Source organism: Streptomyces sp. NPDC047917, assembly GCF_043204345.1.
Classification (GTDB): domain Bacteria; phylum Actinomycetota; class Actinomycetes; order Streptomycetales; family Streptomycetaceae; genus Streptomyces; species Streptomyces sanglieri.
The window spans coordinates 125968-150634 of record NZ_JBIDCA010000017.1 but is presented as its reverse complement, the minus strand read 5'-3'; the positions used below and the strand labels follow the sequence as shown (position 1 = coordinate 150634).

Genomic DNA, 24667 nt, shown 5'->3' with positions numbered 1-24667 from the left:
CGGGGTACGCGTAACACTGTTCATCTGAGGGCGATACCCTGCCCGCGACCGACCGAAGATCTCCGGGCCCGTCACGGCCCTGCCCTCATTTGACCGCAATGCGCACACTGCCGACGGCCCTCGCCGCCCTCGGCCGATGCACGATCACCTCCGGGATGGCCAAAGCCCCATGAGCTGGTTCGAATCGTTCGTCCTGGGCCTCGTTCAGGGACTGACCGAGTTCCTGCCGATCTCCTCCAGCGCACATCTGCGGCTCACCGCAGCTTTCGCCGGCTGGCACGATCCGGGTGCGGCGTTCACCGCCATCACCCAGATCGGCACGGAGGCGGCAGTCCTCATCTACTTCCGCAAGGACATCGTCCGGATCGTCTCGGCCTGGTTGCGTTCACTGACCGACCGGTCGATGCGCAGCGACCACGACGCCCAGATGGGCTGGCTGGTCATCGTGGGCTCCATCCCCATCGGCGTGCTCGGAGTGACGTTCAAGGACCAGATCGAGGGCCCGTTCCGTGATCTGCGGCTGATCGCCACCACGCTGATCGTGATGGGCATCGTCCTCGGCATCGCCGACCGTCTCGCCGCCCGCGACGAGGTGGGCGGGAAGCACCGGGCCGGCAAGGAGCGCAAGACGCTCAAGGAACTCGGGGTGAAGGACGGCCTGATCTTCGGCTTCTGCCAGGCGATGGCACTGATCCCGGGCGTCTCCCGCTCCGGAGCGACCATCAGCGGCGGTCTGCTCATGGGCTACACCCGTGAGGCCGCGGCCCGGTACTCCTTCCTGCTCGCGATCCCGGCGGTCCTCGCCTCGGGCGTCTTCGAGCTGAAGGACGCGGGCGAGGGGCACGTGTCGTGGGGGCCGACCATCTTCGCGACCGTCATCGCGTTCGGCGTGGGGTACGCGGTCATTGCCTGGTTCATGAAGTTCATCACGACCAAGAGCTTCATGCCGTTCGTGATCTACCGGATCATTCTGGGCATTCTGCTCTTCGCCCTGGTCGGCGCAGGGGTCCTGAGTCCACATGCCGGCGAATCCGCCGGGTGATCCACTCTCGACCTCCGTCCCGATCCGGCGCCTTCCAGTGCCCTCGTGCATCCACACGCCATGATCGTCTCCCACTCGTCTCCCACTTTTCACCCACACAGGAGACGGCGAAGCAGGCGGCCGCCGCGCACAGGTTTCCTACCTCCGCGACACCGAGTACAGCCGGCCGGAGGCGGTGGAGTTGGACGGCTGCGTGTACGGCTCCGTCAACGCGGTGGAGGCGGGCGAACAGAGGGAGGGGAGGGGACATCGTCAGCGCGTGCCGTACCGCGTGGGCTGGATGCTACGCAGCGCCGGGTACAGCCCACAGCCGTAGGAGCAACTGGCGAGCTGCTACCGGACCGCCGGTCACGACGACGATGCCCCCGAGTACTCCTGGCCGAACAGCGGTACCGCCGTCGCACACTGCGCCCAGCGGCACAGGTGCGGGGCCACATACTCGACGTGACCGTCGGCTACGGCTACCGCCCCCGGCCGGCCGGCATCTGGCGTCTCGCGCTGACCCTCCCGGGCAAGCTGACCCTCCTGGGCAACCTGGCCTTCCGCACCCAGTCGCCCATCCCGGTCGAAGCAGGTGAAGGGCTCCGTTGCAGCCCCTCGTGCACACACTCGACCTCCTGATCCCCATCGGCGGTCCGGGACAGCGCACGGCCCGGTGCTGGTCGAACGGCTGCCTCCAGTCACTGGCCCACCTGCTGATCGCCTTCGGCTGGGTGCTGACGACCGCCGTCGTCGCGGGTGCCACCCGCGCCCTGTTGAAGAGCCAGCGGGCCACAGCTGACATCAGGCGCCGCCGGCGCCGGCAACCACCGGAGGTCGTTCTGTCGGGAGTTCTAAGACGGGGGCATGAGAACCGTGTCGACGAGGTAGACCCTGGCGTTGGCCACCTCGATGTCTCCACAGACAATCTTGGCGGTGTCGTTGACCTTGAACGTCGTGCCCGATCCGGAGGTCTTGAGCATGGAGCCCTCCAGCGTCTTGAAGCTGCCGTTGGGAAGGTCATCCGGAGTGATGGTCTTGCCCACGACGTGGTAGGTCAGGACCTTCTTCAGCTGGCCCTTGTCCTTGAGAAGGCCGGCAAGCTGCATCTTGGAGACCTTGTCGAAGGCCGCGTTCGTGGGGGCGAAGACCGTGATGTGCTTCGCGTCGTTGAGCTTGGTCGTAAGCCCGGCGTCCTTCAACGCGAGTGCCAGCTTGGTCAGTTTCGGGTTGTTGGCCGCTGCCGTGGCCACGTGCTCCTTGGACATGTCGGCGGCGCTGCCCTTGCCGCTGTGCGGCAGCTGGGAGCATCCCGGCCCGAAGGGGCTCGGTGTGCTGGACGCTGCGCCACTGGCGAACGTTTGCGGGGCGAACGCTCCGAGCGAGAGCGGAAGGGCTACCACGGCGGTGATCGCTGCGGCGCTCGTGCGGATGCGATGTGACCTCATACCGGTCCCTCTTCCCTCTAGGCGAAGATCCGTGGAGAGGTGTCGACGGCAACCCTTGCAGGGCGAGGACTTCGGCCCGGCCGGGGTGTCGTCCACACCGCTCCGGCATGCCTCGTGGGTCACCACGTCAAGCCTAGACATCACGCGGCGGGAAGCGCACCCGGAGGACGATCGGTGGATTGTGCCGCTCACCCACGTCTCTTGGTGTCGCGTGCTCCACCGCGGGCACGGGCAGACGAGCAGGCGCACCCCGGAAGGACGAGCGCCCGGACGGTCGACGGCTCGCGTCCACCGAGAGAGCTCGCAACCAGGCACCGGCCGCAGCACGAACGCCCGTCGAACGCGGCGTCGCAAGGTTCCTGCAACAACGTCACACCGCCGACGGAACGCGCCGTCACGGCTTCGCTGCAGGCACGGCGACAGGACTTCGTGGCGACGCCGGGGCACCAGGAGGCGTCACGCCGTTCGTCATGGACCGCCTGCTGCTCGGCGTGCCGCTGCTCGCGCCGGTGGCCGTCGGCGTGCCGAGCCCGCACGCGGGAGAATCGGCGGGCTGAGCGGTCCCGCAGCCCCCGGCGGACCGTCCGGCCCCGGTGGATCAGCGCCTGGCTCGGCGTCGGGCGAGGTATCCGCCGAGGATCACCCCGGCGACCAGGGTCACGGCCAGCACCGCCCAGAGCGGCAGGGTGACGATGGGGACCCACAGCCGGATGGCGACCGAGCCGGTGTTCACGGCGATGAACCAGATCGCAAGCCCCGTCAGCACCACGATCCCGATGGTGCGGATGCGCACGTGCCGGCCCTTGACGGTCAGGGTCGACGGGGCCTGCTGCCCACACGTCTTCTGTGCCATGCGTCCAGTATCGAGCGGTTCGACCGAATAGTCCTGCCGGGCCGCGCTCATCGTGCACAGGGGCGGGGAGCGGTCGACAATGCCCGGCCGTACCCCGGACGCCCCGGGGTACGGACCGCCCCGACGGGTCAGAGCGTGTCGCCCCGCCAGTCCCAGCGGTCGGGATCGCCCTCGCGCGGCCCGTACTCCGCTCTGCCGCCCGGGCCGAATCGCCCTATCTCGGTGTTCAGCGCCGCGCCCTCGCGCAGCGCCCGGTCCGTCCAGCCCGTCACGTCGAACAGCAGGCCGTCGAGCGGGCCGCCCACCAGCTCCCGGTAGACGTGTCCCGTCCGGGGCCCGGGGTCCGGATCGTCATGGTCGGCGCCGTACACGCGCCGCTGCCGCATCAGCTCGTCCATGGGGGCAGGATCGCACCCGGCACTGACAACGGCCGGGCCGGAAACCCTCGCCCGCCCTCGCGACCCACACGCCCGTCATCGGCGCGCCAGGTGCTCCTCGATGCCCGCGACCGTCGCCGTGTTGCCGGCGAACAGGAGCCCTCGCATGCCGGTCGCCTCCGCGGCGAGGACGTTGGCCTCCACGTCGTCGACGAAGAGGCAGTCCCCGGGCCGCACCCGCAGTCGCTCGCACGCCACCGCGAAGGCCTCCGGGGCGGGCTTGTTGATGCCGGTCTCGTGCGAGTACACGATGTCCCGCACGTCCTCCACCAGATCGCCGAAGCCGTACCGCTCCTGTTCCCGCTCCCGGGCGCCGACGAAGCTGTTGCTCAGGATGCCGAGCCGGCAACGGGTCCGCAGGCCGCGTACATAGGCGATCAGTTCCTCGTTGGGGCTGCCGAGGTACTCGTCCCACAGGTCGGCCATGAACGCCTCCGTCCGTTGCGGGTCCAGCCCGAGAACCGCCCCGACCCGCGCCCGGACCTCGGCCTCGGTGATCCTTCCGAGGCTCCCGGCCTCCCAGACGTCTCCCAGACGTCGGTGCATGGACCCCGGCGGCAGACCGAGCCGCCGCTCCCACTCGTCGTCCCACCCCGTCGCCGGAGTCGTCTCCAGCACCCCGCCGATGTCGAGCATGACGCAACGCGTTCGCATCCTGGCCCCTTCTCCGCTTCTCCGTACCGGGCTCGCCGCGTCGAGCCCGGCCCCACACTGAGGTCTGCCCCGAGGGGAAGGTCAAGGCCGGGGTACCCGTCGCGACCCGACTCGGGTGGCGGTGCGTCCTGGATCTTCCGGGCAGATAGGGTCGAAAGTCCCTGCCGTTCGCTGTTCGCGCGTACCAGCCTGGGACATCCACCGCCGGAACCTGGAGGCAACCATGACCAGCACCGACCGTCCCGTGATCGCCGCCGTCGACGGCTCGTCGCACAGCCGCGAGGCACTCGACTGGGCCGCCCACGAAGCCGTACGGCGAGGGCTCGGGCTGACGATCGTGCACGCCCGCACGCCCGACCGGCGCGTCGAGCAGGAGACGCTGCGGCGCGAGGCGCAGGAACTGCTCGACCGGTCCGTGCGACGGGTCACCGAACTCGTTCCGCAGCTGCACCCGTCGACGCTGACTCCGCTGGACTTCCCTGCGGCCGCGCTCACTTCGCTCAGCCGGAACGCCTCGCTGGTGGTGGTCGGTTCACGCGGTCTGGGCGGCTTCCGGTCCCTGCTGCTCGGCTCCAACAGCCTGGCCGTCGCGTCGATGGCCGCGTGCCCCGTGGTCGTGGTCCACGGCGGGCCGTCGGACGAGGACGCGGCGCAGGAGGAAACACCTTCCGACATCGTCGCGGGGGTGGCCGCCGACGAGAGCAGCGAAGGGGTTCTGGAGTTCGCGTTCGAGACCGCCGCCTCCCGGCCCGGTGCGCGGCTGCGGATCGTGCACGGCTGGACGATGTTCTCGTCGATGCTCTCCGGCGGCCCCGTCTTCGACCGGGACGCGGTGGCGGACGCCGCCGAACGCACCCTCGCGGAACTCACCGCCGGCTGGCGGGAGAAGTACCCGCAGGTCGAGGTCGTCAGGGAGCCGGTGGGCGGCTCCGCCTCGCGCACCCTGGTCACGGCCTCGGCGACCGCGGCGCTGACCGTGATCGGGCGGCGCCGGGGCGGCGAGTCCCTCGGGCTGGGGCTCTCCCCCGTCGGGCAGACCACGCTCACCCACGCGCTCGGCCCGGTTGCCGTGGTGCCCTGCTGACCGCCGCGCCGCCGACCGTGCGTGCACGCCTCTTGGCCTCGCACGCCGGTGGGCGGACACTGACCCGATGACACAGCGCGTGGACCTCGCGACCGTGATGGACCGGCTGGCCATCGATGCAGTGATCACCGGCTACGCGGTGGCGGTGGACGACGGTGAATGGGCGGACTACCGGGCCCTGTTCACCACGGACGGCCGTGCCGACTACCGCGGTGCCGGTGGTGTCGAGGGCCCGGTTCACGAGGTCGCCGAATGGCTGGCGCGGACCATGCGGCTCTTCCCCGTACGCCAGCATCTGGTCGTCAACCGCCGGATCGAGTTCCAGGACCTCGGCGGCTACCCGGGCGACCTCGCCGAGGTGTGGGCCGACTACCTGAACCCGATGCGACTGGAGACGGCGGACGATGCGGGCGGGCCGGAGGCATCGGCGACCGCGCCGAACTTCGTCTCCGGCGGGCGGTACGCGTTCTCGCTGTCGCGTACGGACGGCGGCTGGCGGATCCGTACCGTGACCGTCCACGAGAAGTGGCGCGGCCCGGCAGGCCCCTCCCCGGCGGGCTGAGCCGGACCACCGGTGGTTCCGCTCTCCCGCGCCGGGCAGGAACTGCGGAGCGGGTGGCAAGGGAGCAGACTGCTCATCAGGCGGGACGAGGAGGCGCGGCATGCGGATTCCGGCCGGTCGTGGCGGACGGTGGTCGCGGATGCCGCGGTCCGGCCGGTGGTACGGCTGCCTGGCACTGCTCGCGGGCGCGCTGCCCGCGCTCGCGTTTCCCGCCCCTGCCCTGTGGTGGCTCGCCGGGGTCGGTCTGGTCCCCTGGATGCTCCTGCTCCGGTCCGCCGGCTCGGGCCGCCGGGCGGCGCTGGGCGGCTGGCTCGGCGGCACCGGCTACATGCTCGCGGTGCACCACTGGCTGATGCCGAGCCTCCATGTCTTCATCCTGGTCCTGGCGGCGCTGCTCGGCCTGCTGTGGGCCCCGTGGGGGCTGCTGGTCTTCCGGATGCTGGGCGGGCCGGTGTCCGCCGCGGCCGTCGCCTGCGCGGTCGTCGTGGTGCCCTGCGGCTGGCTGATGATCGAACTGGCCCGTTCCTGGGAGGCGCTCGGCGGTCCCTGGGGGCTGCTCGGTGCAAGCCAGTGGCAGGTGGCCCCTGCGCTACGGGTGGCGTCCGTGGGCGGGGTGTGGCTGGTGAGCCTCGTGGTGGTGGCGGTGAACACCGCTGTCACCCTGCTGTTCGTGTCCTCCGCCGCCCGTACGGTGGCCGCGGTGGGCCTCGCGGTGTGCGGTCTGGCCGTGGGAGCGATGGCGAAGTGGGCGCCACAGCCCGAGGAGTCGGGAGTGGCCAGGATCGCCGTCGTACAGCCGGGCGTGTTCACCGGGGCGGACGGCGCCGAGCGCCGGCTCGCCGCCAGTGAGCGGCTGACCGGCTCGCTGGCCGGGCGCGATCTCGATCTGGTGGTGTGGGGCGAGAGCAGTGTGGGGGTGGATCTCGCCGCGCGCCCGGACGTCACCGCCCGGATCGCCGCGCTCTCGCGCCGGGTGGGCGCGGATGTGCTGGTCAATGTGGATGCCCGGCAGACCGACGGATCCGGCCGGACCGGGATCTTCAAGTCGGCGGTGCTGGTGGGTCCGGACGGGCTGACCGGGGACCGCTACGACAAGATGCGGCTGGTCCCGTTCGGCGAGTACGTCCCGGCCCGTTCGGCGCTCGGCTGGGTCGTCTCCATGGGCCGGGCGGCCGGTGAGGACCGGTTGCGGGGCACCCGGCAGGTGACGATGTCGCTGCCCGGGGCCGACGGCGGGAACGGACTGCGCATCGGTCCGCTGATCTGCTTCGAGTCCGCGTTCCCCGACATGAGCCGACGGCTCACCCGGGACGGCGCCCAGCTGCTGATCGCCCAGTCGTCGACCTCCTCGTTCCAGCACGGCTGGGCGCCCGCGCAGCATGCCTCGCTCGGGGCGCTGCGGGCCGCCGAGAACGGCCGCCCGGTGGTGCATGCCACGCTCACCGGCGTCAGCACGGTGTACGGACCGCAGGGTGCGCGGGTCGGTGCTCCGCTCGGCACGGACGAGAGCGGGGCCGCCGTGTTCGACGTACCGCTGGCGTCGGGCAGCACGCTCTATGTGCGGCTGGGCGACTGGCCGTTGCAGGTGTCGGCGGCCGTGTCGGCCCTGTACTGCGCCCTCGCGGGGGGCCGTGCGTTTCTGAGGCGCAACCGGGGCGAGCCGGTCCGGGCGGGGTAGCGGGACTCGGGCGGGTGAGGCTTCGGCCGCCGACCGGTCGGACCGCGCGCTGCCACGGAGCGGGCTGCCCGGTGGGTGAGGGGCAACCTCCGCCCGTGGCCGGGCCGACGGCCTGCCTCCGCAATGGAAACCCCGGGCCACCAGAGTCCACTCATCACCACAAAGTCAGCAATCAAGACGATCATCAACAACCCCGATAATCACGACCCAAAGCAGCCATGACGCAATCCGTGCACTGAATCCCGAATTCCACTTGAGTGCAAAAAATAACCGAACGAAACCACCCCCCTCAAGGTACGATCGCAACGCAAAACGAGAAGATCTTGACGTATTAGCGAGTATTCAAGGACCGATCACCCATTGCCACAGCACGGGTGATTCGCGAATAAAACACACACACAAGAACAGAGAAAAGGGAGCCGATGAACCTGAAAGCACGCACCGTAGCAGCAGCAATTGGGGCCACTCTGATCACTTGGGGAATCAGTGCACCCGCCCAGGCCTCGCCGTCCCCGAAGGATGGGCAAGTCCATATCCAGGGGACGATTCGGTGCGCTCCCGAGGGCAAGACATACACCGTGAAGAAGAAACCGGGAACCGCAGTCCGAACCCTGCCCGCCAAGACCGCCCCCCAGGTGGACACCGTCTACTTCGGGAACAAGGTGACCAGTAAGTTCTACTGCGTCAACGACAGCGTGATCTTCGTCTGCATCAGCCTGTGCAAGGTTGACGAAACGGGTATTGCCGGACGCTGGATCTTCCGCGGCGACATCAGCTAAGGGCACGAATCCGCCTGGCACCGCCGATCCGCAGCGAGCGGCGCGACTCGACCTCGGGGGTCCGCCTCGGAGGTTCCGCCACGGCGGAGGAGGCAGGCGTGTCCCGCCTTCTCCGCCGCCGGCACCACTGACACACAAGGAGCGCCGGTCTGCTCATTCGGAAATATCCCGGGACGGTCCAGGAACAAAAGTTTCCATCCCCGGCACCTTCCGAAGTTGCGACTCAAGCAGAATTCACTGCCGGAGCGACATCACGAATGTCGACCACGGCCGGCCGAATCATCGATCACCCCGGAAAGGCCTCCCGGGCCCGCACATGCAGAAAATCGGCTGCCCACCGGATCCGCACCCTGCGCCTGCGATCCGCATCACTTCCTGAGCATCGGTCTTCCTCAGCGACGATCAGGCCCGGATTCCATTGATGTCCGGCTGGTCAGCCGTCACGGGAGCTGTCGAGTGCCACGCCGTCGAACGAACACTCCGAGGATCACAGGTGGACCGCCCTCAGGCGCAGTCCAGGTCGAGCAGAACGCGTTCGCACAGTTCGTGTGTGCGCAGGGCGTCCTCGGCGCTCAGCACCTTTCCGGCACGGACCGCGTCCAGGAACGACAGCACGCTCTGCTCGATGCCGCGCTGGCGGGCCACCGGCACCCAGTCGCCGCGCCGACGCACGCTCGGCTGCCCCTTGTGGTCGATCACCTCGGCGAGGTTGACGACCTCGCGCTTGGTGTCCTGGCCGGAGACCTCCAGCCGCTCCTCCGTCGAGCCGCTGAGCCGGTTCATCGTGCCGATGGCGGTGAATCCGTCACCGGACAGCTGCAGCACGACATGGTGCATCAGGCCCTCGCGGATCCTGGCCTGCACGGCGGTGTGTTCGACCGGGCCCGGCACCAGGAAGCGGAGGGTGTCGACGACATGGATGAAGTCGTCGAGCACCATGGTGCGCGGGTCCTCCGGCATGCCCACCCGGTTCTTCTGCATGAGGATCAGCTCGCGAGGGTGCTCGGCGCACTGCGCGTAGCCGGGCGCGACCCTGCGGTTGAAGCCGACGGCGAGGCTCGTGCCGCGCTCCTCGGCCAGGCTCACCAGCCGCCGGGACTCGGCGAGTTCATAGGCCAGCGGCTTGTCGACGTAGGTGGCGACACCGGCTTCCAGCAGCCGGGCCACGATCTCCGGGTGCACGCCCGTCGGGGCATGGACGAACGCGGCGTCCAGCCCTTGGGCGATCAGCGATTCGAGGTCGGTGTGGCGCTGCCCGGCCGGGATGCGGTGGGCCTCGGCGACGGCGGCCAGGGTGGCGGGCGTACGGGTCTGCAGATGCAGTTCGACCCCGGGCAGGGTGGTCAGAACCGGCAGATAAGCCTTCTGCGCGATGTCGCCGAGCCCGATGCAGCCGACCTTCACAGGGGTCTCCCTCTCACTGTTCGGCGTCCACCGGCTCGGTGTCCGCCTCGCGAGGGGCAGCATACGTGTGCTGCGGCGGCCGCCAGTCGGCTATCCCGTCGAAGGTGCGCAGGACGAGGTCGGGGCCGAAGCGCGAGAGGGTGGAGAGCAGGGCGTCACGCGTCGCGACGGCGGGAGCGCTGGTCATCCGCATCAGACGCGCGGTCCGGGCGGACTTGCGGACGACGGCCGAGGTGCGCGGCAACCGGTCGGCGGTGTACGCCGCCGCCCCGGCGCCGAGGTCACCGCCAGGCGTCAGGTGGTGGGCGAGCACGATCGCGTCCTCTATGGCCTGGTTGCCTCCCTGACCGAGGCTCGGCGCCATCGCGTGCGCGGAGTCACCGACGAGAACGGTGCGGCCCCGGTGGAAGGACGGCAGTGGATCGATCAGGTGGTGGACGTCGTTGCGGAGCACCTGGCCGGGACCGGCGGCGGCGATGATCGCCGGGATCGGGTCGTGCCAGCTGCCGAACCGGCGCATCAGCTCCGCCTTCTCGTCGTCGGCGGCGTGGGCCCGGGCCGGGGCGACGGCGGCCCCGTAGGCGTAGATCCGGCCGTCCTTGAGCGGCTGGGTGCCCCAGAGGGCGCCGCGCCCCCAGGTCTCGTGCGGGGCGAAGGTCCCCCCGGACGCGGGGACGACGATGCGCCAGGTGGTGAATCCGGCGTACGCGGGTCCGGGGTGGTCCGGGAAGAGTGCGCGTCGCACGGCCGAGTGGATGCCGTCGGCCCCGATGACGAGGTCGGCCTCGATGTTCCCGGCCGCCGTGCCGACGACGGCGGGCGCACCGGCCGCCGTTCCCGGGTCCAGCAGCTCCGCCGCGGTACTGGTGCGGACGGTGCCGTCGGGCAGCCGGGCCAGGAGGAGGCCGACGAGGGTGGCCCGGTGCAGCAGGACGATCGAGCCGCCGAACCGCTCGGCCGCGGCGGTGCTGTCCGTACGGGAGAGCCAGCGGCCGCCCGGGGTGCGCATACCGCCCTCGCCCTGCCAGGCGGCGAGGGCCCTGATCTCGTCGCCCAGGCCCACGACGTCCAGGGCGCGCTGGGAGTTGGGGGCGAGGGAGATGCCTGCCCCCACGGGTTCCAGGGAGGCCGCGCGCTCCAGGACCGTGACCCGCCAGCCGCGGCCGTGCAGGGCCACCGCTGCGGCGAGACCCCCGATTCCACTGCCGACGACGACGGCGTGGGGCTTGTCCATGGCTCCTCCAGCAATCCTCTGACCCCGGCCGCTCCGGAGCTCCGGCAAGCCGGAGATGCGGGACCCGGAGCACCGGAACTACACCCGTAGTGACAGGTTCACCGTACTACGGCTGTAGTTGCGAAGGTAGGTTGGCCCCATGGCCACACGCGCAACCGGCACTTCCCGGGCCGATCTCATCGCCGATGCCGCCCTCGCCCTCCTCGCCGAACGCGGGATGCGCGGGCTGACCCACCGCGCGGTGGACGAGCGCGCCGGACTCCCCCAGGGCTCGACCTCCAACTACGCACGGACCCGGCAGGCCCTGCTGGAGGCGGCGGTGCGACGGCTCGCGGAACGCGAGGCGCGGGTCCTCGCCCCCGCCGGACTCCTCGCTCCGGCCACCGGACCGCGGGAGCTGGTCGCCGGTCTCGCGTCGGCGCTGCACCGCTATCTCACCCGCCACCCCGAACTGCTCGTCTGCCGATATGAACTGGCCCTGGAGGCCACCCGCCGCCCGGAGCTTCGGGAGTTCTTCGACATGACGGGACGGCAGTTCCGGGAACCACTGATGGCACTGATGACGGCCGCCGGATCGACCGCGCCCGAACGGCACACGCTGTCCCTGGTGGCCTGGTGCGAGGGGCTGATGTTCTCGTGCGCCGCGGGGTCGTTCAGCCGCTCCGTACCGAGCGAGGAGGAACTGCGCACCGACTTCGCCGAACTGCTCTCCGGGATGCTGGGACCGCGATGGGGCCTGCACTGACCGCCCGCGCCCGGCGGCCGGTGTCACTCGTGCGGGCCAATCCCGCTCTCCCGGCTCCCCCGGGCGGGCTCCGCGCAGCAGAGTTGATCAGGTGCAACGAACCAGAATCACCGTGAACCTCCTGATGGGCGTCGCCGTCACGGCGCTGTCGGGCTGTGTGTCCGTGCAGCCGCAGTCCGACGTTCCGCCGCGGCCCCGGGCCAGCGGGCCCGCCCAGGACCTGACGCCGCAGATCGTGCTGCCTCCGGTCCACGACTCGCTGGGGGCCGTACCTTCCCCCACGCCGTCCACCTCCGCGTCCGCGTCCCGCCGCGCCCACGCCGCACCGCCGGACACCCGGCGTACTGTGCCCCGCGCACCCCGCCCGCAGTGGCGCCCGGCCGTCCCCCGGCCGCACGGCGCCCCGCCTGCCCCTGCCACCGCGGCCGTACCGGCGCCGGCCCTGCCCGCCCCGGCCGCCGGGGGTGACATCTGCGCGCTGGGGAGGGGGTACGGGCACTGGCCCGCGGGCAGCCCGCAGTCCCGGATCTGCGACGACACCTACGGCCACTGAGCCCGGACGGGAGGAGCGAGCGATGGCCCGTCCACCGCGCACGGGCCACCCTCACAGCTCGCGCAGCCGCAGCTCCAGCCGCTCGATCGCCGCGCGCACCCCTCCCCCGTACCCGTCGTCCGACCCGTCGTCGGCGAGCACCCCGGAAGCGGCGCGCGCCCGGTCCAGATGGATCCGGGCCGCGTCGGGGCGCCGGAGCTTCACATAGTCCGCCGCGAGGTTGAGATGGAGCGAGGGAAAGAAGGCCCGCACGGCCGGCGCGTCGGGGTGCTGCGCCGCGCGCTCGTCACTCAGCCCGACGACTGCGGTCAACGCCCGGAGGTCCCAGGCCAGCTCATCCCCGGGGTCGTCCTGGGCGTCGGCCATGTAGTGGGCGAGGGTGCATCGGTGCAGGGCGTCGCCGTCCTCGCCCATCTCCGACCAGAGCTCGCCGAAGCGATTGCGGGCCTCCTCGCGGTCACCCGCGTGCAGCAGCATGATCGCCTGGCCGATCCTGGTCATGACGGCGTCCCTGGACGCCTCCCGCTGCTCCGTCACCGCAACCTCCCTGCGCGCCCGTCCCCCCGTTCCCCCTGGACGCTAGCCGCAGCCGCCCCCGATCCCGCTGAGGCTCGGGCGGGCGCCCCGAGGCTTCCCTCCGGACGCCTGCCTCCGGCCGGGGCCGGGAGCCGCCATCTCAGCCCAGGTCGGGGATGCGCCAGTCGACGGCGTCGTGGCCCTGGGCCGCCACGGCCTCGTTGATCTGCGTGAACGGACGGGAGCCGAAGAACTTCTTGGCCGAGAGCGGCGAGGGGTGCGCCCCCTTCACCACCACATGACGCTCCTCGTCGATCAGTGGGAGCTTCTTCTGGGCGTAGTTGCCCCAGAGCACGAAGACCGCCGGGTCGGGGCGCGACGCGACCGCGCGGATCACCGCGTCGGTGAACTTCTCCCAGCCCTTGCCCTTGTGCGAGTTGGCCTCGCCCGAGCGGACCGTCAGCACGGCGTTCAGCAGGAGCACGCCCTGCTCGGCCCACGGCATCAGGTATCCGTTGTCCGGGACCGGCAGGCCGAGCTCCTCCTTCATCTCCTTGTAGATGTTCCGCAGGGACGGCGGCGTCTTCACACCCGGCCGCACGGAGAAGCACAGCCCGTGGCCCTGTCCCTCGCCGTGGTACGGGTCCTGGCCGAGGACGAGGACCTTCACCCGGTCGTAGGGCGTGGCCTCCAGCGCGGCGAACACCTGGTCGCGCGGCGGGTAGACCGGCCCCTTGGCCCGCTCCTCCTCGACGAACTCGACGAGCTCCTTGAAGTACGGCTTCTGCAGCTCTTCGCCGAGGACGCCGCGCCAGGACTCGGGCAGCAGGTCGGTGTCGGTCACTTCAACAACCTCCGTTAAGCAATCAGCTTTTCAACCGAGAACCTACCGGGGACCACTGACAACGCGCCCTGCCGGTCCGCTTCCCGGCTACCAGCTGGCCTTGCGGTAGAACTCCCACATCTGCATGACGACCTGCGGGTCCAGGGCCCGCTCGCCGCCGCCGATGTCCTCGCCGGAGGCGACGTACAGCTTGCCCTGCCACAGCGGGAGCATCCGCACGTCGTCGACCAGGATCTTCTGGGCCCGCTCGAACTGCTTGCTGACGGCGCCCCGGTCGCTCTCCTTGCGGGTCTGCGGCAGCAGCTCCTGGGTGATCTCGTTCTTGATGTACGGCATGCCTGTGACGCTGTTCTTGCCGACGAACGGGGCGATGAAGTTGTCCGGGTCCGGGAAGTCCGGGAACCAGCCGCGGCCGAAGACGGGGTACTGGCCCTTGTTGAAGCCTTCCTGGAACTCCTTCCAGGGCTTGCTCTTCAGCGTGATGCGGAACAGCCCGGAGCCCTCCAGCTGCCGCTTCAGCTCGTCGAACTCAAGGGCCGTGGAGGAGCCGTACCGGTCGGTCGTGAACCAGAACGTCATGTCGACGGGCTTGGTGATGCCTGCCCGGGTCAGGATCCGCTTGGCCTTGGTCCTGTCCGGATCGCCGTAGCTGTCGAAGAAGCTGGTGGTGTGTCCCGCGATGCCCTTGGGGACCATCGAGTACAGCGGCTCCGCCGTGCCCTGGTAGACCTTCGCCACCAGGGCGTCACGGTCGACGAGCTGGGCGATGGCCCGTCGTACGGCCACGTTCCCGGCCGCCGGATCCTCGGGATTGAAGACCAGGAAGCGAATGTCCGCGCCGACCGACTCGACGATCTGGAGGTGGCTGTCCTGGTCCCGGTTGTTCTCCAGGTCGACGACGTCCTCGGCGGTGAGGCCGCGGTAGATCGCGTCGATGGTGTTCTTCTTGAGGGCCCCGACCACGGTGCGCGAATCCTTGAAGTAGCGGATCGTCACGGCGTCGTTCTTGCGGTTGGCGAATCCCTTGTAGTCGGGGTTCTTCACCAGTTCTGCCCGGTTTCCCGGCTTGTACGAATCAAGGAGGTACGGACCGGATCCGGTGATCTTTCCGTCGCCGCGTACCTTGTGCTTCGAATAGTCACTGGGAGCCACCAGCGACATGGCCGGCGTGGCGAGGATGAAGGGGAACGTCGCGTCCGGCTTGGTGAGGTGGAAGACGACTATGTCGTCCCCCTTGGTCTCGACCCGGTCGAGCGAGCCGAGCATGCCGACCGGGCCGCCCTTGACGTTGATCTCCGAGATCCGGTCGATGGAGTACTTCACCGCCTCGGCGTCGATCTTGTCCCCATTGGAGAATTTCAGACCCGCGCGGAGCTTGCACCGGTAGGAGGTACTGGTGGTGTCGGTGAATTTGCACCATTCCGCGGCATCGGGCTCGGGGCTCGTACTGCCGGTGGGGAAACTCACCAGGGTCTGGAAGACATTCCGCATCAGCTCCCAGGAGTTGTCCCACGCCGCCGCCGGATCGAGGGTGGAGGGCTCGCTGGTCGTACCGACGACAATCTTCTGCTCGACTTTCGAACCGCTGTCGGAAAGAAGTCCGCAGCCTGCCAGCAGAGAAAGGGAAGCAAGGGCTGCAGCGGCCTGCAGACTGGCCCGGTAGAACACGTGAACGCTCCTCGATCAGCCATGGGTCGGCAGACCATACCGCAGTGCCCCGTCGGGTCAATCCACAGGCCCGACAGGGCACTTGAGTCAATCAGGGCCAAATCCGCTCAGGCTGTTCTCAGCCCACGCCCGCATTCAGGAAAATTCCTCCGTCGACCACCAGGGTCTGTCCCGTGATCCAGTCGGACTGGCTGGACGTGAGGAACGCGGCGGCGGCGCCGATGTCCTCCGGCATCCCCAGCCGGCCCAGCGGGTACGCGGCCGCCGCCTCCTCCTCGCGGCCCTCGTACAGCGCCTGGGCGAACCTGGTCTTCACGACCGCGGGAGCGATCGTGTTGACCCGGACGACCGGCGCGAACTCGTGCGCCAGCTGAAGGGTCAGATTGACCATGGCCGCCTTGCTGATGCCGTACGCGCCGATGAACGGCGAGGCGGAGACCCCGGCGACCGAGGCGATGTTGACGATCGCCCCGCCGTTCTCCTTCTGCCAGGCCTTCCAGGTCAGCTGCGCGAAGCCGAGCGCCGAGAGCACGTTGGTCTCGAACACCTTGCGGGCGACATCGAGGTCGAGCTCCGCGATCGGCCCGAACACCGGGTTCGTACCCGCGTTGTTGATCAGGAAGTCGATCCTGCCGAACGCCTCCATGGTGCGTTCGACGGCGACCGCCCGGTGCGCCTCGTCGTGCGCCTTGCCGGCCACCGCGATCGCCCGGTCGGCGCCCAGCCGCTCGACGGCCGCCTTGAGGGCGTCCTCGCCGCGTCCGGTGATGCAGACCCGGTCCCCGCGGGCCACCAGCGCCTCGGCGATGCCGTAGCCGATGCCCCGGCTCCCGCCCGAGATGAGCGCGACCTTCCCGCTGTCCTGCACAGTCATGATGTCCGTAGCCCTTCGGGTCAGTTGAGCGGTCCGCCGGCGACGTACATGACCTGTCCGGAGACGAAGCCCGCGTCGTCGCCGGTGAAGAAGGCGATGGCGTTGGCGATGTCCTCGGGGTGCCCGACGCGCTGCACCGGGATCTGCGTGGCGGCGGCGGCCTGGAACTCCTCGAAGCCCATGCCGACCCGGGCCGCGGTCTGCGCGGTCATCTCGGTGACGATGAAGCCGGGAGCCACGGCGTTGGCCGTGATGCCGAACTTGCCGAGCTCCTTGGCCAGGGTCTTGGTGAAGCCCTGGAGACCGGCCTTGACCGCGGCGTAGTTGGCCTGGCCCCGGTTGCCGAGCGCCGAGGAGGAGGAGAGCGAGACGATCCGGCCGAACTTGGCGTCCACCATGTGCTTCTGAACGGCCTTGGCCATCAGGAACGCGCCCTTGAGGTGCACGTTCATCACGGTGTCCCAGTCGGACTCGGTCATCTTGAAGAGCAGGTTGTCGCGGAGCACGCCCGCGTTGTTGACGAGGATCGTCGGGGCGCCGAGCTCGGCGGCGACGCGCGCGACCGCGGCTTCCACCTGGGCGCTGTCCGACACGTCGCAGCCGACCGCGAGCGCGGTGCCACCGGCGGCGGTGATCTTCTCGACGGTGTCCTTGCAGGCCGCCTCGTCGAGGTCGAGTACGGCGACGGCGCGGCCCTCGGCCGCCAGGCGTACCGCGGTGGCGGCGCCAATGCCCCGCGCCGCTCCGGTCACGATGGCGACGCGCTGCTCGGTGGTGGACATGCTTGGTTCTCCTCGCCCTTGGATCGCCGCTCAGCGGACGTCGGGGGCCCGGCGCGGAACCTCGTGCGCGTGGAACCTTCCCGATAGCTGAGCAACCGCTTAGTACCTTCAGCAGACGAGACGCTAGAAGCCCTGGCACCCGGTGTCAACGGCCCACGGCCGCCGGGGCGCATGTCACACCCGGCAGCGCGGGGCGGCGGATCAGCGCACCAGCAGTTCGAGCAGCCGCTCGACCTCGGCCGCCGGGTCGGCCGTGAGGCCACTGTGCACGGGGCTCGGCTGGACGACGGTGGAGCGGGGCGCGATCAGCCACCGGAAGCGGCGGCCGGCGTCGTCACGGGCCGCCTGGCCCGCGTCCGCGCCGCCGAGGCACACACCCTCGACGGCATGCAGGGCGGCCCGTACACCCGTCACGTCGGCGGTGGGGTCCAGGACCATCAGCTTGGCCTCGTCGAGATGGGTGCGGGCGGCCACGAAGCCCCGCGCACGGCAGTAGACGACCACGCCCGCGTTGAAGAACTCGCCGCGCTGCACCCGCGGCACCACGCGCAGCAGCGCGTACTCGAAGACATCGCGCTCGCTCACCGCTGGCCGTCCTTCTGGTTCTTCTTGGTGGGGTGCGGCCAGGGGGTGAGGTGTTCGGTGAGCCAGCCGGGGGCCTGGGACGGCCTGGGCTCGGTGGGGCCCTCCATCGTGATCCGCTCGTCGATGGTCGCGGCGCGCGGCAGCAGCGCCTCCACATACGCGCGGCGCAGCTCGTCGGTGGTGTCGAAGCCCGGCTCGTCCACCAGCCATTCGTCGGGGACGTCGGCGGCGACCTCGGTGAGCAGTTCCTCGGTGACCAGCGGGGCCAGCTCGGCGGCGGCCGCGGCGATGTCGGGCGCGAACGGTGCGAGCGCGTGGTCGGAGGCGTTGTACGGCTTGGCGGCGGACGCCTGGGCACCGGGCCAGTTGTGCTGCCAGATCATGGTGGCACCGTGGTCGATGAGCCACAGGTCGCCGTGCCAGACCAGCATGTTCGGATTGCGCCAGGACCGGTCGACGTTGTTGATCAGCGCGTCGAACCAGACGACCCGGCCGGCCTCCCGCGGGTCCACCTGGTAGGCGAGCGAGTCGAAGCCGATCGATCCGGGCAGGAAGTCCATCCCGAGGTTGAGCCCGCCGCTGGCCTTCAGGAGCTCCTGCACCTCCTGGTCGGGCTCGGCGAGCCCGATGACCGGGTCGAGCTGGATCTGCACGAGGTCGGGGACCCGCAGCCCGAGCCGGCGGCCGAGCCGCCCGCAGATGACCTCCGCGACCAGCGTCTTGCGTCCCTGTCCGGCGCCGGTGAATTTCATGACGTAGGTGCCGAGATCGTCGGCCTCGACGATCCCGGGCAGCGAGCCACCCTCACGCAAAGGCGTGACATAGCGGGTCGCTACGACTTCTTCCAACACTTTCCCAGACCACCCATTTCTTCAGCCTTACAACCCACGGACGACCTCTCCGGGCCCGGAGGCAGGAATCACCGGCCGACGGTGCTGGGGGGAATGGGGGAGGTTCGGCCGGCGGGCCGGTCTCCCCGCCCCCGAGCAGACCGTCGATCGTGCCGCGTCCCTTGCCGCCGGCTTCCGGCAGGAAGTGAGCATAGTAACCGAGGGTGATCGCCGACGAGGAGTGCCCGAGCCAGGGTCACGACGGACCCTCCGGCCATCAACATGATCGAGGCGACGAAGCCGCCTTCTCCATGACGCCGCCGCAGGCCAAGGCCTGGTCACAGCGCGGCAGGACCCCGGTGGTGCGGGACCGGACGATGGCCGACGTGACGGACGAAGGAGCTTCTCCCGGCGCAACCCACCGGGACCTGCTGATCGCAGCCCACCAGCAGCCCCGCAGGAACCGAACGGGAGGCGCTAGTCCCGTACGAAGTCCGCCATGTACTGCGCTCCGACGACGGCGATGTCCCGCAGTCGCCACGGCGTGCCAGCGGCGATCTCCTCAAGCTCCGCCGGGCTGGCGAAGAGGTAATCGAACCAAGGCGTCGCCGTGATCCCGTCGCGGATACGAAAGCGCTGCTGACCAGGCATGCGGCCGCGCTCCAGGTTCCGCTCCCGGTAGCCGGCGTGGACGGGGGCACGCAGTGCGTAGGGGTCCATCCCGACACCGAACAGGCTCCCGCCGGGGCGGGTCACGGAAGCCAGGCGGGAAAGTACCTCCGGTCCATGCTCGGGGCCGGAAAGGAGACCTATGTTCTGGCCACCCAGCAGCACTGTGTCGAAGAGGCCCAGGCTTCGGTCGACGGCATCCACCGACAACTCCAGGGCATCGACTCCCCGGGCGCGTGCCACGAGGACCGCACCCGGGGAGCTGTCGATGCCCAGCACGTCTCGGCCTTGCTCATGCAGCCATTCGGCATGCCGACCGGGCCCACAGCCGACGTCGAGGACCCGGCCTGCGGCTCTCTGACATATGTCCCGCTCCAGTGGCCCCCAAGTGGAATACGGCGCGAAGTACCGAGCCACGTCGTTGACCGTCAGCAAGCCGTCGTCGCGCTCGATCACCTCCCAGGCCGTGCCCGGGGCACCACCCTCCCGCCATGCCCGCGAGACTGCCGAGCCGAACGCGTCACCTGTCTCCACGCCCCCTCCTTCAGCTCAGGATCCGAGAATGAGCCGGGGTGGGCCAGGTGCGCTCTCGCCGCGTCGTCGTTCCTGCGGCCGGGCGCACGAGCGAGCGTGCCGTCGACACCCGGCCCTCCCGTGTCCGGCACTCCCAGTTGTCGCCGGCCGACACACCGCAGGAGGGCTCCCGCCGGCCGGATGCGCCGGGCAGCTTCCCCTCCGGAGCACTGGCGATCACGTCGTCGAGTGCCGGGAAGTCCTCGCATGACGCATTTGGCGCGTGAATCCGGCCCTGTGTACGGCGGGGCGCGCCTTCGGTCGGCAACACGGGCGGGCGGGCCACCGCGCGGGGGCCGGGTGGTGCGATGAATTCTGTGACCTGCGGCATTCTTCCTCCTAACGGTCTGATGCGGAGATCATCAACTGCGGGCAGTCGAGGGCTGCGACGGGTTGCGGGTTCGGGCAGGCGTCGTCTCGAACTTCACCGCCTGCCGCTCAAGTACTCAGGCGAGGTACCGGCGGTCGAGGCTCCTTGGCACCACGGCCGGATAGTTGAGGAAACGACGGCGCGGCGGAGGCTGCTGCGATTCCGCAGGAACCAGGTCGCGGCCCCCAGCGGCAATCGCCATGACCCGTGGCGCGAAGGTGACGTCATGCTTCCGCGCGACGGCCTCCAGGCCATGGGCGACCCCTTCATGCACCACGTTCTCGTCCCGTGTGGCCAGGTAGACAAACGTCGGATCGACTTCGTGCAGCAGGGTTTTCGGGATGCGGGCCGGCAGGCTGAGCGCGTAGTAGCGCGGCCACTCGCGCAGCCGGTGCCGTTCCAGCCAGGAGCGGCCGAAGGGACGCAGACTGGTGAACATGGCGAAGCTCCATTCGAGCTTGATCCCAGTGACGACCAGGAGGAAGTTCACGGCAAAGGCGAGCGCGACGAGGCCGCAGGCGAGAGGCGCCCAGGGCGCGGATCGGTCGGGACCGGGCGCCGACAGGAACGCCGTCGCGCACAGAGTGCCGTACACCATCCCCTGGAAGAAGTCCTTCATCAGCCAGCCGGGAGACCGGCGGCCCCTGGCGGTCCTGCCCGCGGCCATGGACAGCAGGCCCACGAGGAGCGCTGTCGCCCACAGGGCCCACGCAGAGCCGGCCGGCTCGATCCGGCCGTCGGACGAGAACACCGTCACCCATAGGGCCAGGGCCACCACCGAGAAGGGGTAATTGCCCGACACGCCGAAGGCCAGGTGCATCAGGATCGCGAGTCCCAGGGCCCACCGTTCCGCGCCGGGGATACAGACGAGCGCACCGGTCAGCAGCTCGACGACGATCACCAGCGCCGGCGCGGCACTCACGAGCCGGGGCAAGTCCGGCAGACCGAGCAGGCGCAGGTAGTGGGCGGTGGCGACACGACCGGCGCTGCGCTCGGTGAACAGATACTCACCGTTGATCTTCAGCAGGGCTGCCGTCAGGTACACACCCGCGAGCATGGCCTCGGCGACCACTGCGTGCAGGGGACGGGGAGCGAACGCCATGGCCGCCGCGGCCACGGCCCCGAGCCAGCAGTGATCCGAGAGGCGGACCTGGGTGGCGAGCATCCAGAAAGCGATCAGCAGGACCACGGCCGCACGGCCGGCGAGTGACGGGATCGTCAGTGTGACGATCAGAGCCGCCGGCAGAGCGGCCAGCTGCCCTGCCGCCGCAGCCCGGCGAGGCAGCCGGATGCCGAAGACCGGCGCGTAGTGCTGCCCTGCCCCTGCGAAACCATATTCCCAAAGCCGATTGACCTGATGAAAGAGAAGCGCAGCAACAATCAGAGCCATGGGCATGAACGGAAAATCCACTCGCACCTCCGTCTATTGCACGAGTTATTGCGCGAGCATTTCAGCGGATCACCCACCGCGTTCGATCTTGTACGAGACCTCTCGCACAGTCAACGGCGCTTTCGAGTCATTAAGCGGTCCGGTTCAATCAATGCTCAGCGTTCGAACCATTCCTCGACAGGCTTCTGACCTGCATCTTCACTCAGCACATGTGCAAGTCGGACGTCAAACTGCATCACGAACATGAAAAGTAATGTCAAAGTTTCTCAATGCTCGAAACCAACGTGTCATTGTGGCCGAAAATAACCAGCACGAGTATCCCAAGTTGATCCCCTGGACACTCCGCGAGGGCCGTTGTAGCGTCCATTTGACGCCACTGGGGCGCCGAAAGTTTCCTCATTTAACGAAAGGGAGAAAGACATGGCCGACGTCACTTCCGAGACCATCAGCGAGGTCGAGGAGATCGCGGGCGAGGACTTCGAGGTCCTGTTCGGAGAGACCCCGCTGATCATCACCGACAGCGAAGTGCGCAACTGACACAGCGGGCATCCGGCGGTTCGCGCTGACTGGTCCGTCCGATCCGGTCCGACCGCCGGCACGCCGTTGCTGAAAGGGGAGGGGCATGGCGGTACATGTGTTCGTCGGGCCGTCGTGCCCCGAACCTGTGGTGGGACAGCGCCACCCGAACATCGTGGTGCACGGCCCGATCCGGCATGGCGACCTCTTCCCGCGTGCGTTCTCCGCCGGAGACGTCGTCGTCATCGTGGACGGGATCTACCACCAACGCCTGGCGCTTCGGCACAAGGAGATCCTGGACGCGCTGGCACGCGGGGTGGCAGTCATCGGTGCGGCCAGCATCGGAGCCCTGCGCGCCGCCGAACTCGACCGGTTCGGCATGATCGGCGTCGGCCGGGTCTACAGCTGGTACCGCGACGGCGTGTTCGACGGGGACGACGCCGTCAGCGTGGCCCACGGCGAGACTGGTTCGTTCACCGGCCTCAACGTGCCCTTGGTGAACGTGCACGCCGCGATTCTGGCCGCCCAGGAGGCGGGCGTCCTCACGCAGCAGGCCGGCCAGATCCTGATGGCACGGATGGAGAGGGAGTACTACCCGCTACGCACTCGGGAACGGATCCTCGCAGCGGCGCGGGAGCACGACGAGAGGACCTTCGCGGACTGGTACGCCGCCCGGCTCACCGCCGATCCGGACTCCTTCGACCAGAAGCGGGTGGACACGCTTGAGGCCCTGGCGCTGGCCGAGCACCTCGGTCACCGTCCGCCCGGCACGCGCCTTCCCGCAGCGGCAGGCGACCGACCGGCCGACCCGGCGCAGGCCTTGTCCGCGAAGAGCGACCGGGACTGGCGCACCGAGTACCACCGGCGCTGGCGCAACCATTTCGCGCCCGCCGATCCCGTGCTGCGGCACCGGGTCGCCTACCAGCAGCTCTTCGCCGCGGACTTCCCCGATGTCTGGTGGGACTTCCTGCACCGCCGAGCGGACGCGACGGGCGCCGGCTCCCCGGGGGGCCTCCGTGATCATGTTCTGCAACAGCTCGGACCCACGGCCGCCCGGTGGCATGACGAACCGGCCTTGCGCAGTCGCGTCACGGCCCTACTGTGCCCGCTGCCCGACTTGGCAGACCCCAGCGAGGCGGACCTGCTGCTGCGGCGGGAGTCGGCCGAGGACCGGGCCCGGGTCACCGGCTGGCTGGAGCGCACCCGACACCACCTGAACACGCACCCGGAACGCAGCCTCACCCAGATGTCCGGCGCCATCTGCGAACGGCTGCTCCGCCTGATCTGGAACGTGGGCTCGGACGCCGGACTGAACATGGAGTGCACCCGACGAGGCCTTCCGTCCGTGCACCACGCGGCAGTCGCTCTGCGCCCCTTCGCCATCGGCTACCTGGGCTCTCGAACGGCACGACTGTCCGCCGGAGGCGAGGTACGTGCATAAGGTCGAACTCCCCGGCACGCATCGCACGGTCGGCCCCGAGACCACCTGGATGAGGATCGCGCCCCTCCTGCGCCGTTATGGCATCACCCGAATCGCCGACGTCACCCGCCTGGACAACATCGGCATCCCCGTTTTCCTCGCCGTGCGGCCCGAGTCGGAAACCCTGGCTGTGTCCCAGGGCAAGGGAGCCACCCCACTGCTCGCCAAGGTCTCCGCCGTCATGGAGTCCATCGAGCTGTGGCACGCGGAACGGCCTCCTCTCGACACCTTCACCGCCACACCCGCGAATCTGCGCCTGCCGTACGCCCTCACCGACCTGAACCTTCGAGTGACGGACGGGTGGACCGGCCAACTGCAACTGTCGTGGGTCCAGGCCCGGTCGTTGCTGGACGACCGGACCGTACCGGTTCCCCTTGATCTGGTCCGGCTCTCCTACAGCGGACCGCACTTCTGGCGACCGCGCCTCTTCGAGTCCAGCAGTACCGGGCTCGCCTCCGGCAACACGTTCACCGAGGCCTGCCTGCACGCCCTGTACGAGGCGGTCGAACGCGATGTCGTGGCCGCCCGCCCGTCCGGCGCCGCCCCTCGGCGGCAGGCAATCGCCCCGGACACGATCCAGGACATGCACCTGCGATCGCTGCTCGACCGGCTCACGGACGCCGGAGTGGACTTCCGCCTCTCCTGCATTCCGAACCGGTTCTCCGTACCGACGTTCGCTGCATTCGTGTGGTCACCTCTGTTCCCCATCGTCTGCGCGGGCTCGGGCAGCCACCTGGACCCCGTGGTCGCGGCATCCCGGGCCCTGACCGAGGCGGTGCAGAGCAGGCTGACCGAGATCAGCTCCACCCGTGACGACATCCCCTCGGACCAGGACGCCTCGCGGGACGGGAGCCCGGAGCCCCGCTTCCCCGACGGCCCGGACGGGGCCGCCTTCGACGAAGCACTGCGCGGCCACGGAGCAGCCCACCACGACATGCAGGAAGAACTGGCCGACGTGACGCGGCGGATCACAGACGTGACCGGCCATGCCCCTCTGGTGGTCCAGCTGTCGGATCCGGACGAACCGTTCAGCGTCGTTCGGGTCGTCTGCCCCGGCCTGTCCTTCACAGAGGGACGCACCCTCTCCACCTGACGACCAGTGCCTGTGACGCACAGGC

The 24667-nt window shown here is 69.6% G+C and carries 25 protein-coding genes; 10 read left to right on the top strand and 15 right to left on the bottom strand.

Annotated elements, in window-relative coordinates; all coding sequences use genetic code 11:
* Nucleotides 1-169 precede the first annotated feature (169 nt).
* Both ACGF8B_RS35470 and ACGF8B_RS35465 read left to right on the top strand, forming a co-directional pair.
* Nucleotides 170-1042, top strand: a complete 873-nt coding sequence (locus ACGF8B_RS35470; RefSeq protein ID WP_392746401.1) for an undecaprenyl-diphosphate phosphatase — start codon at nt 170-172, stop codon at nt 1040-1042.
* Nucleotides 1043-1486: 444 nt separating this feature from the next.
* Complete coding sequence (locus ACGF8B_RS35465; RefSeq protein WP_392746399.1) at nt 1487-1663, top strand: hypothetical protein; 177 nt, start codon at nt 1487-1489, stop codon at nt 1661-1663.
* 212 nt (nt 1664-1875) lie between these two features.
* On the opposite strand, the gene ACGF8B_RS35460 is transcribed toward ACGF8B_RS35465, so the two are convergent.
* From ACGF8B_RS35460 to ACGF8B_RS35445, 4 genes are all read right to left on the bottom strand, one after another.
* A complete protein-coding gene (locus ACGF8B_RS35460; protein ID WP_392746397.1) occupies nt 1876-2469 on the bottom strand; it encodes a fasciclin domain-containing protein in 594 nt (197 codons plus the stop codon).
* Between the two features lie 598 nt (nt 2470-3067).
* A complete protein-coding gene (locus ACGF8B_RS35455; protein WP_392746396.1) occupies nt 3068-3322 on the bottom strand; it encodes a LapA family protein in 255 nt (84 codons plus the stop codon).
* Between the two features lie 128 nt (nt 3323-3450).
* Nucleotides 3451-3720 (bottom strand): hypothetical protein, encoded by a 270-nt coding sequence (locus tag ACGF8B_RS35450; protein ID WP_392746394.1) that lies wholly within the window; start codon nt 3718-3720, stop codon nt 3451-3453.
* A gap of 75 nt (nt 3721-3795) precedes the next feature.
* Nucleotides 3796-4413: an HAD family hydrolase gene (locus ACGF8B_RS35445; protein ID WP_392746393.1), complete on the bottom strand. Its 618-nt coding sequence runs from the start codon at nt 4411-4413 to the stop codon at nt 3796-3798.
* A 223-nt stretch (nt 4414-4636) separates the two neighbouring features.
* Between ACGF8B_RS35445 and ACGF8B_RS35440 the strand changes: the two genes are divergently transcribed.
* The 4 genes from ACGF8B_RS35440 (at nt 4637) to ACGF8B_RS35425 (ending at nt 8516) form a co-directional block, all read left to right on the top strand.
* The gene (locus tag ACGF8B_RS35440) at nt 4637-5497 is read left to right on the top strand and encodes a universal stress protein (RefSeq protein ID WP_392746392.1); all 861 of its coding nucleotides are present in this window, start codon (nt 4637-4639) and stop codon (nt 5495-5497) included.
* A gap of 67 nt (nt 5498-5564) precedes the next feature.
* Nucleotides 5565-6059 (top strand): nuclear transport factor 2 family protein, encoded by a 495-nt coding sequence (locus ACGF8B_RS35435; protein ID WP_392746390.1) that lies wholly within the window; start codon nt 5565-5567, stop codon nt 6057-6059.
* Between the two features lie 139 nt (nt 6060-6198).
* On the top strand, nt 6199-7737 hold the full coding sequence (lnt, locus tag ACGF8B_RS35430) for an apolipoprotein N-acyltransferase (protein WP_392746462.1): 1539 nt from the start codon (nt 6199-6201) through the stop codon (nt 7735-7737).
* 422 nt (nt 7738-8159) lie between these two features.
* Nucleotides 8160-8516 carry a hypothetical protein gene (locus tag ACGF8B_RS35425; RefSeq protein ID WP_392746389.1) on the top strand — a complete coding sequence of 119 codons (357 nt, stop codon included), beginning with the start codon at nt 8160-8162 and terminating at the stop codon, nt 8514-8516.
* 504 nt (nt 8517-9020) lie between these two features.
* Here ACGF8B_RS35425 and ACGF8B_RS35420 read toward each other — a convergent pair.
* Complete coding sequence (locus ACGF8B_RS35420) at nt 9021-9920, bottom strand: Gfo/Idh/MocA family protein (protein WP_392746387.1); 900 nt, start codon at nt 9918-9920, stop codon at nt 9021-9023.
* A gap of 13 nt (nt 9921-9933) precedes the next feature.
* Complete coding sequence (locus tag ACGF8B_RS35415) at nt 9934-11154, bottom strand: FAD-dependent monooxygenase (protein WP_392746385.1); 1221 nt, start codon at nt 11152-11154, stop codon at nt 9934-9936.
* A gap of 139 nt (nt 11155-11293) precedes the next feature.
* On the opposite strand from ACGF8B_RS35415, the gene ACGF8B_RS35410 reads away from it, so the two are divergent.
* Nucleotides 11294-11899: a TetR/AcrR family transcriptional regulator gene (locus ACGF8B_RS35410; RefSeq protein WP_392746384.1), complete on the top strand. Its 606-nt coding sequence runs from the start codon at nt 11294-11296 to the stop codon at nt 11897-11899.
* A 91-nt stretch (nt 11900-11990) separates the two neighbouring features.
* Nucleotides 11991-12452: a hypothetical protein gene (locus ACGF8B_RS35405; protein ID WP_392746382.1), complete on the top strand. Its 462-nt coding sequence runs from the start codon at nt 11991-11993 to the stop codon at nt 12450-12452.
* Between the two features lie 51 nt (nt 12453-12503).
* Here the strand turns inward: ACGF8B_RS35405 and ACGF8B_RS35400 are convergent, their stop codons facing one another.
* From ACGF8B_RS35400 to ACGF8B_RS35360, 9 genes are all read right to left on the bottom strand, one after another.
* A complete protein-coding gene (locus tag ACGF8B_RS35400; RefSeq protein WP_392746380.1) occupies nt 12504-12989 on the bottom strand; it encodes a hypothetical protein in 486 nt (161 codons plus the stop codon).
* Between the two features lie 139 nt (nt 12990-13128).
* Nucleotides 13129-13812, bottom strand: a complete 684-nt coding sequence (gene ung / locus ACGF8B_RS35395) for a uracil-DNA glycosylase (protein ID WP_392746378.1) — start codon at nt 13810-13812, stop codon at nt 13129-13131.
* Nucleotides 13813-13899: 87 nt separating this feature from the next.
* Nucleotides 13900-15480: an ABC transporter substrate-binding protein gene (locus ACGF8B_RS35390; protein ID WP_392746376.1), complete on the bottom strand. Its 1581-nt coding sequence runs from the start codon at nt 15478-15480 to the stop codon at nt 13900-13902.
* Between the two features lie 118 nt (nt 15481-15598).
* Nucleotides 15599-16354 carry an SDR family oxidoreductase gene (locus tag ACGF8B_RS35385; protein WP_392746374.1) on the bottom strand — a complete coding sequence of 252 codons (756 nt, stop codon included), beginning with the start codon at nt 16352-16354 and terminating at the stop codon, nt 15599-15601.
* A gap of 20 nt (nt 16355-16374) precedes the next feature.
* On the bottom strand, nt 16375-17136 hold the full coding sequence (fabG, locus tag ACGF8B_RS35380) for a 3-oxoacyl-ACP reductase FabG (protein WP_342285477.1): 762 nt from the start codon (nt 17134-17136) through the stop codon (nt 16375-16377).
* 201 nt (nt 17137-17337) lie between these two features.
* The gene (locus tag ACGF8B_RS35375; protein ID WP_392746372.1) at nt 17338-17721 is read right to left on the bottom strand and encodes a DUF3037 domain-containing protein; all 384 of its coding nucleotides are present in this window, start codon (nt 17719-17721) and stop codon (nt 17338-17340) included.
* A complete protein-coding gene (locus tag ACGF8B_RS35370; RefSeq protein WP_392746371.1) occupies nt 17718-18572 on the bottom strand; it encodes a HipA family kinase in 855 nt (284 codons plus the stop codon). Before ACGF8B_RS35370 ends, ACGF8B_RS35375 begins: the two co-directional genes overlap by 4 nt.
* 456 nt (nt 18573-19028) lie before the next feature.
* A complete protein-coding gene (locus ACGF8B_RS35365) occupies nt 19029-19676 on the bottom strand; it encodes a class I SAM-dependent methyltransferase (protein ID WP_392746370.1) in 648 nt (215 codons plus the stop codon).
* A gap of 563 nt (nt 19677-20239) precedes the next feature.
* Nucleotides 20240-21553, bottom strand: coding sequence for a hypothetical protein (locus tag ACGF8B_RS35360; protein ID WP_392746368.1), 1314 nt, complete (start codon nt 21551-21553; stop codon nt 20240-20242).
* Between the two features lie 622 nt (nt 21554-22175).
* On the opposite strand from ACGF8B_RS35360, the gene ACGF8B_RS35355 reads away from it, so the two are divergent.
* Both ACGF8B_RS35355 and ACGF8B_RS35350 read left to right on the top strand, forming a co-directional pair.
* Complete coding sequence (locus ACGF8B_RS35355; RefSeq protein ID WP_392746366.1) at nt 22176-23510, top strand: TfuA-like protein; 1335 nt, start codon at nt 22176-22178, stop codon at nt 23508-23510.
* Complete coding sequence (locus tag ACGF8B_RS35350) at nt 23503-24642, top strand: YcaO-like family protein (protein ID WP_392746365.1); 1140 nt, start codon at nt 23503-23505, stop codon at nt 24640-24642. Before ACGF8B_RS35355 ends, ACGF8B_RS35350 begins: the two co-directional genes overlap by 8 nt.
* Nucleotides 24643-24667 lie beyond the last annotated feature (25 nt).

What these genes read in the sequence shown, in the direction of transcription:
- ACGF8B_RS35355 (WP_392746366.1), top strand. Translation starts at nt 22,176, where the DNA reads ATGGCGGTACATGTGTTCGTCGGGCCGTCGTGCCCCGAACCTGTGGTG.
- ACGF8B_RS35460 (WP_392746397.1), bottom strand. Translation starts at nt 2,469, where the DNA reads ATGAGGTCACATCGCATCCGCACGAGCGCCGCAGCGATCACCGCCGTG.
- ACGF8B_RS35360 (WP_392746368.1), bottom strand. Translation starts at nt 21,553, where the DNA reads ATGGCTCTGATTGTTGCTGCGCTTCTCTTTCATCAGGTCAATCGGCTT.
- ACGF8B_RS35410 (WP_392746384.1), top strand. Translation starts at nt 11,294, where the DNA reads ATGGCCACACGCGCAACCGGCACTTCCCGGGCCGATCTCATCGCCGAT.
- ACGF8B_RS35385 (WP_392746374.1), bottom strand. Translation starts at nt 16,354, where the DNA reads ATGACTGTGCAGGACAGCGGGAAGGTCGCGCTCATCTCGGGCGGGAGC.
- ACGF8B_RS35435 (WP_392746390.1), top strand. Translation starts at nt 5,565, where the DNA reads ATGACACAGCGCGTGGACCTCGCGACCGTGATGGACCGGCTGGCCATC.
- ACGF8B_RS35425 (WP_392746389.1), top strand. Translation starts at nt 8,160, where the DNA reads ATGAACCTGAAAGCACGCACCGTAGCAGCAGCAATTGGGGCCACTCTG.
- ACGF8B_RS35440 (WP_392746392.1), top strand. Translation starts at nt 4,637, where the DNA reads ATGACCAGCACCGACCGTCCCGTGATCGCCGCCGTCGACGGCTCGTCG.
- ACGF8B_RS35445 (WP_392746393.1), bottom strand. Translation starts at nt 4,413, where the DNA reads ATGCGAACGCGTTGCGTCATGCTCGACATCGGCGGGGTGCTGGAGACG.
- ACGF8B_RS35450 (WP_392746394.1), bottom strand. Translation starts at nt 3,720, where the DNA reads ATGGACGAGCTGATGCGGCAGCGGCGCGTGTACGGCGCCGACCATGAC.
- ACGF8B_RS35415 (WP_392746385.1), bottom strand. Translation starts at nt 11,154, where the DNA reads ATGGACAAGCCCCACGCCGTCGTCGTCGGCAGTGGAATCGGGGGTCTC.
- ACGF8B_RS35455 (WP_392746396.1), bottom strand. Translation starts at nt 3,322, where the DNA reads ATGGCACAGAAGACGTGTGGGCAGCAGGCCCCGTCGACCCTGACCGTC.
- ACGF8B_RS35470 (WP_392746401.1), top strand. Translation starts at nt 170, where the DNA reads ATGAGCTGGTTCGAATCGTTCGTCCTGGGCCTCGTTCAGGGACTGACC.
- lnt (WP_392746462.1), top strand. Translation starts at nt 6,199, where the DNA reads ATGCCGCGGTCCGGCCGGTGGTACGGCTGCCTGGCACTGCTCGCGGGC.
- fabG (WP_342285477.1), bottom strand. Translation starts at nt 17,136, where the DNA reads ATGTCCACCACCGAGCAGCGCGTCGCCATCGTGACCGGAGCGGCGCGG.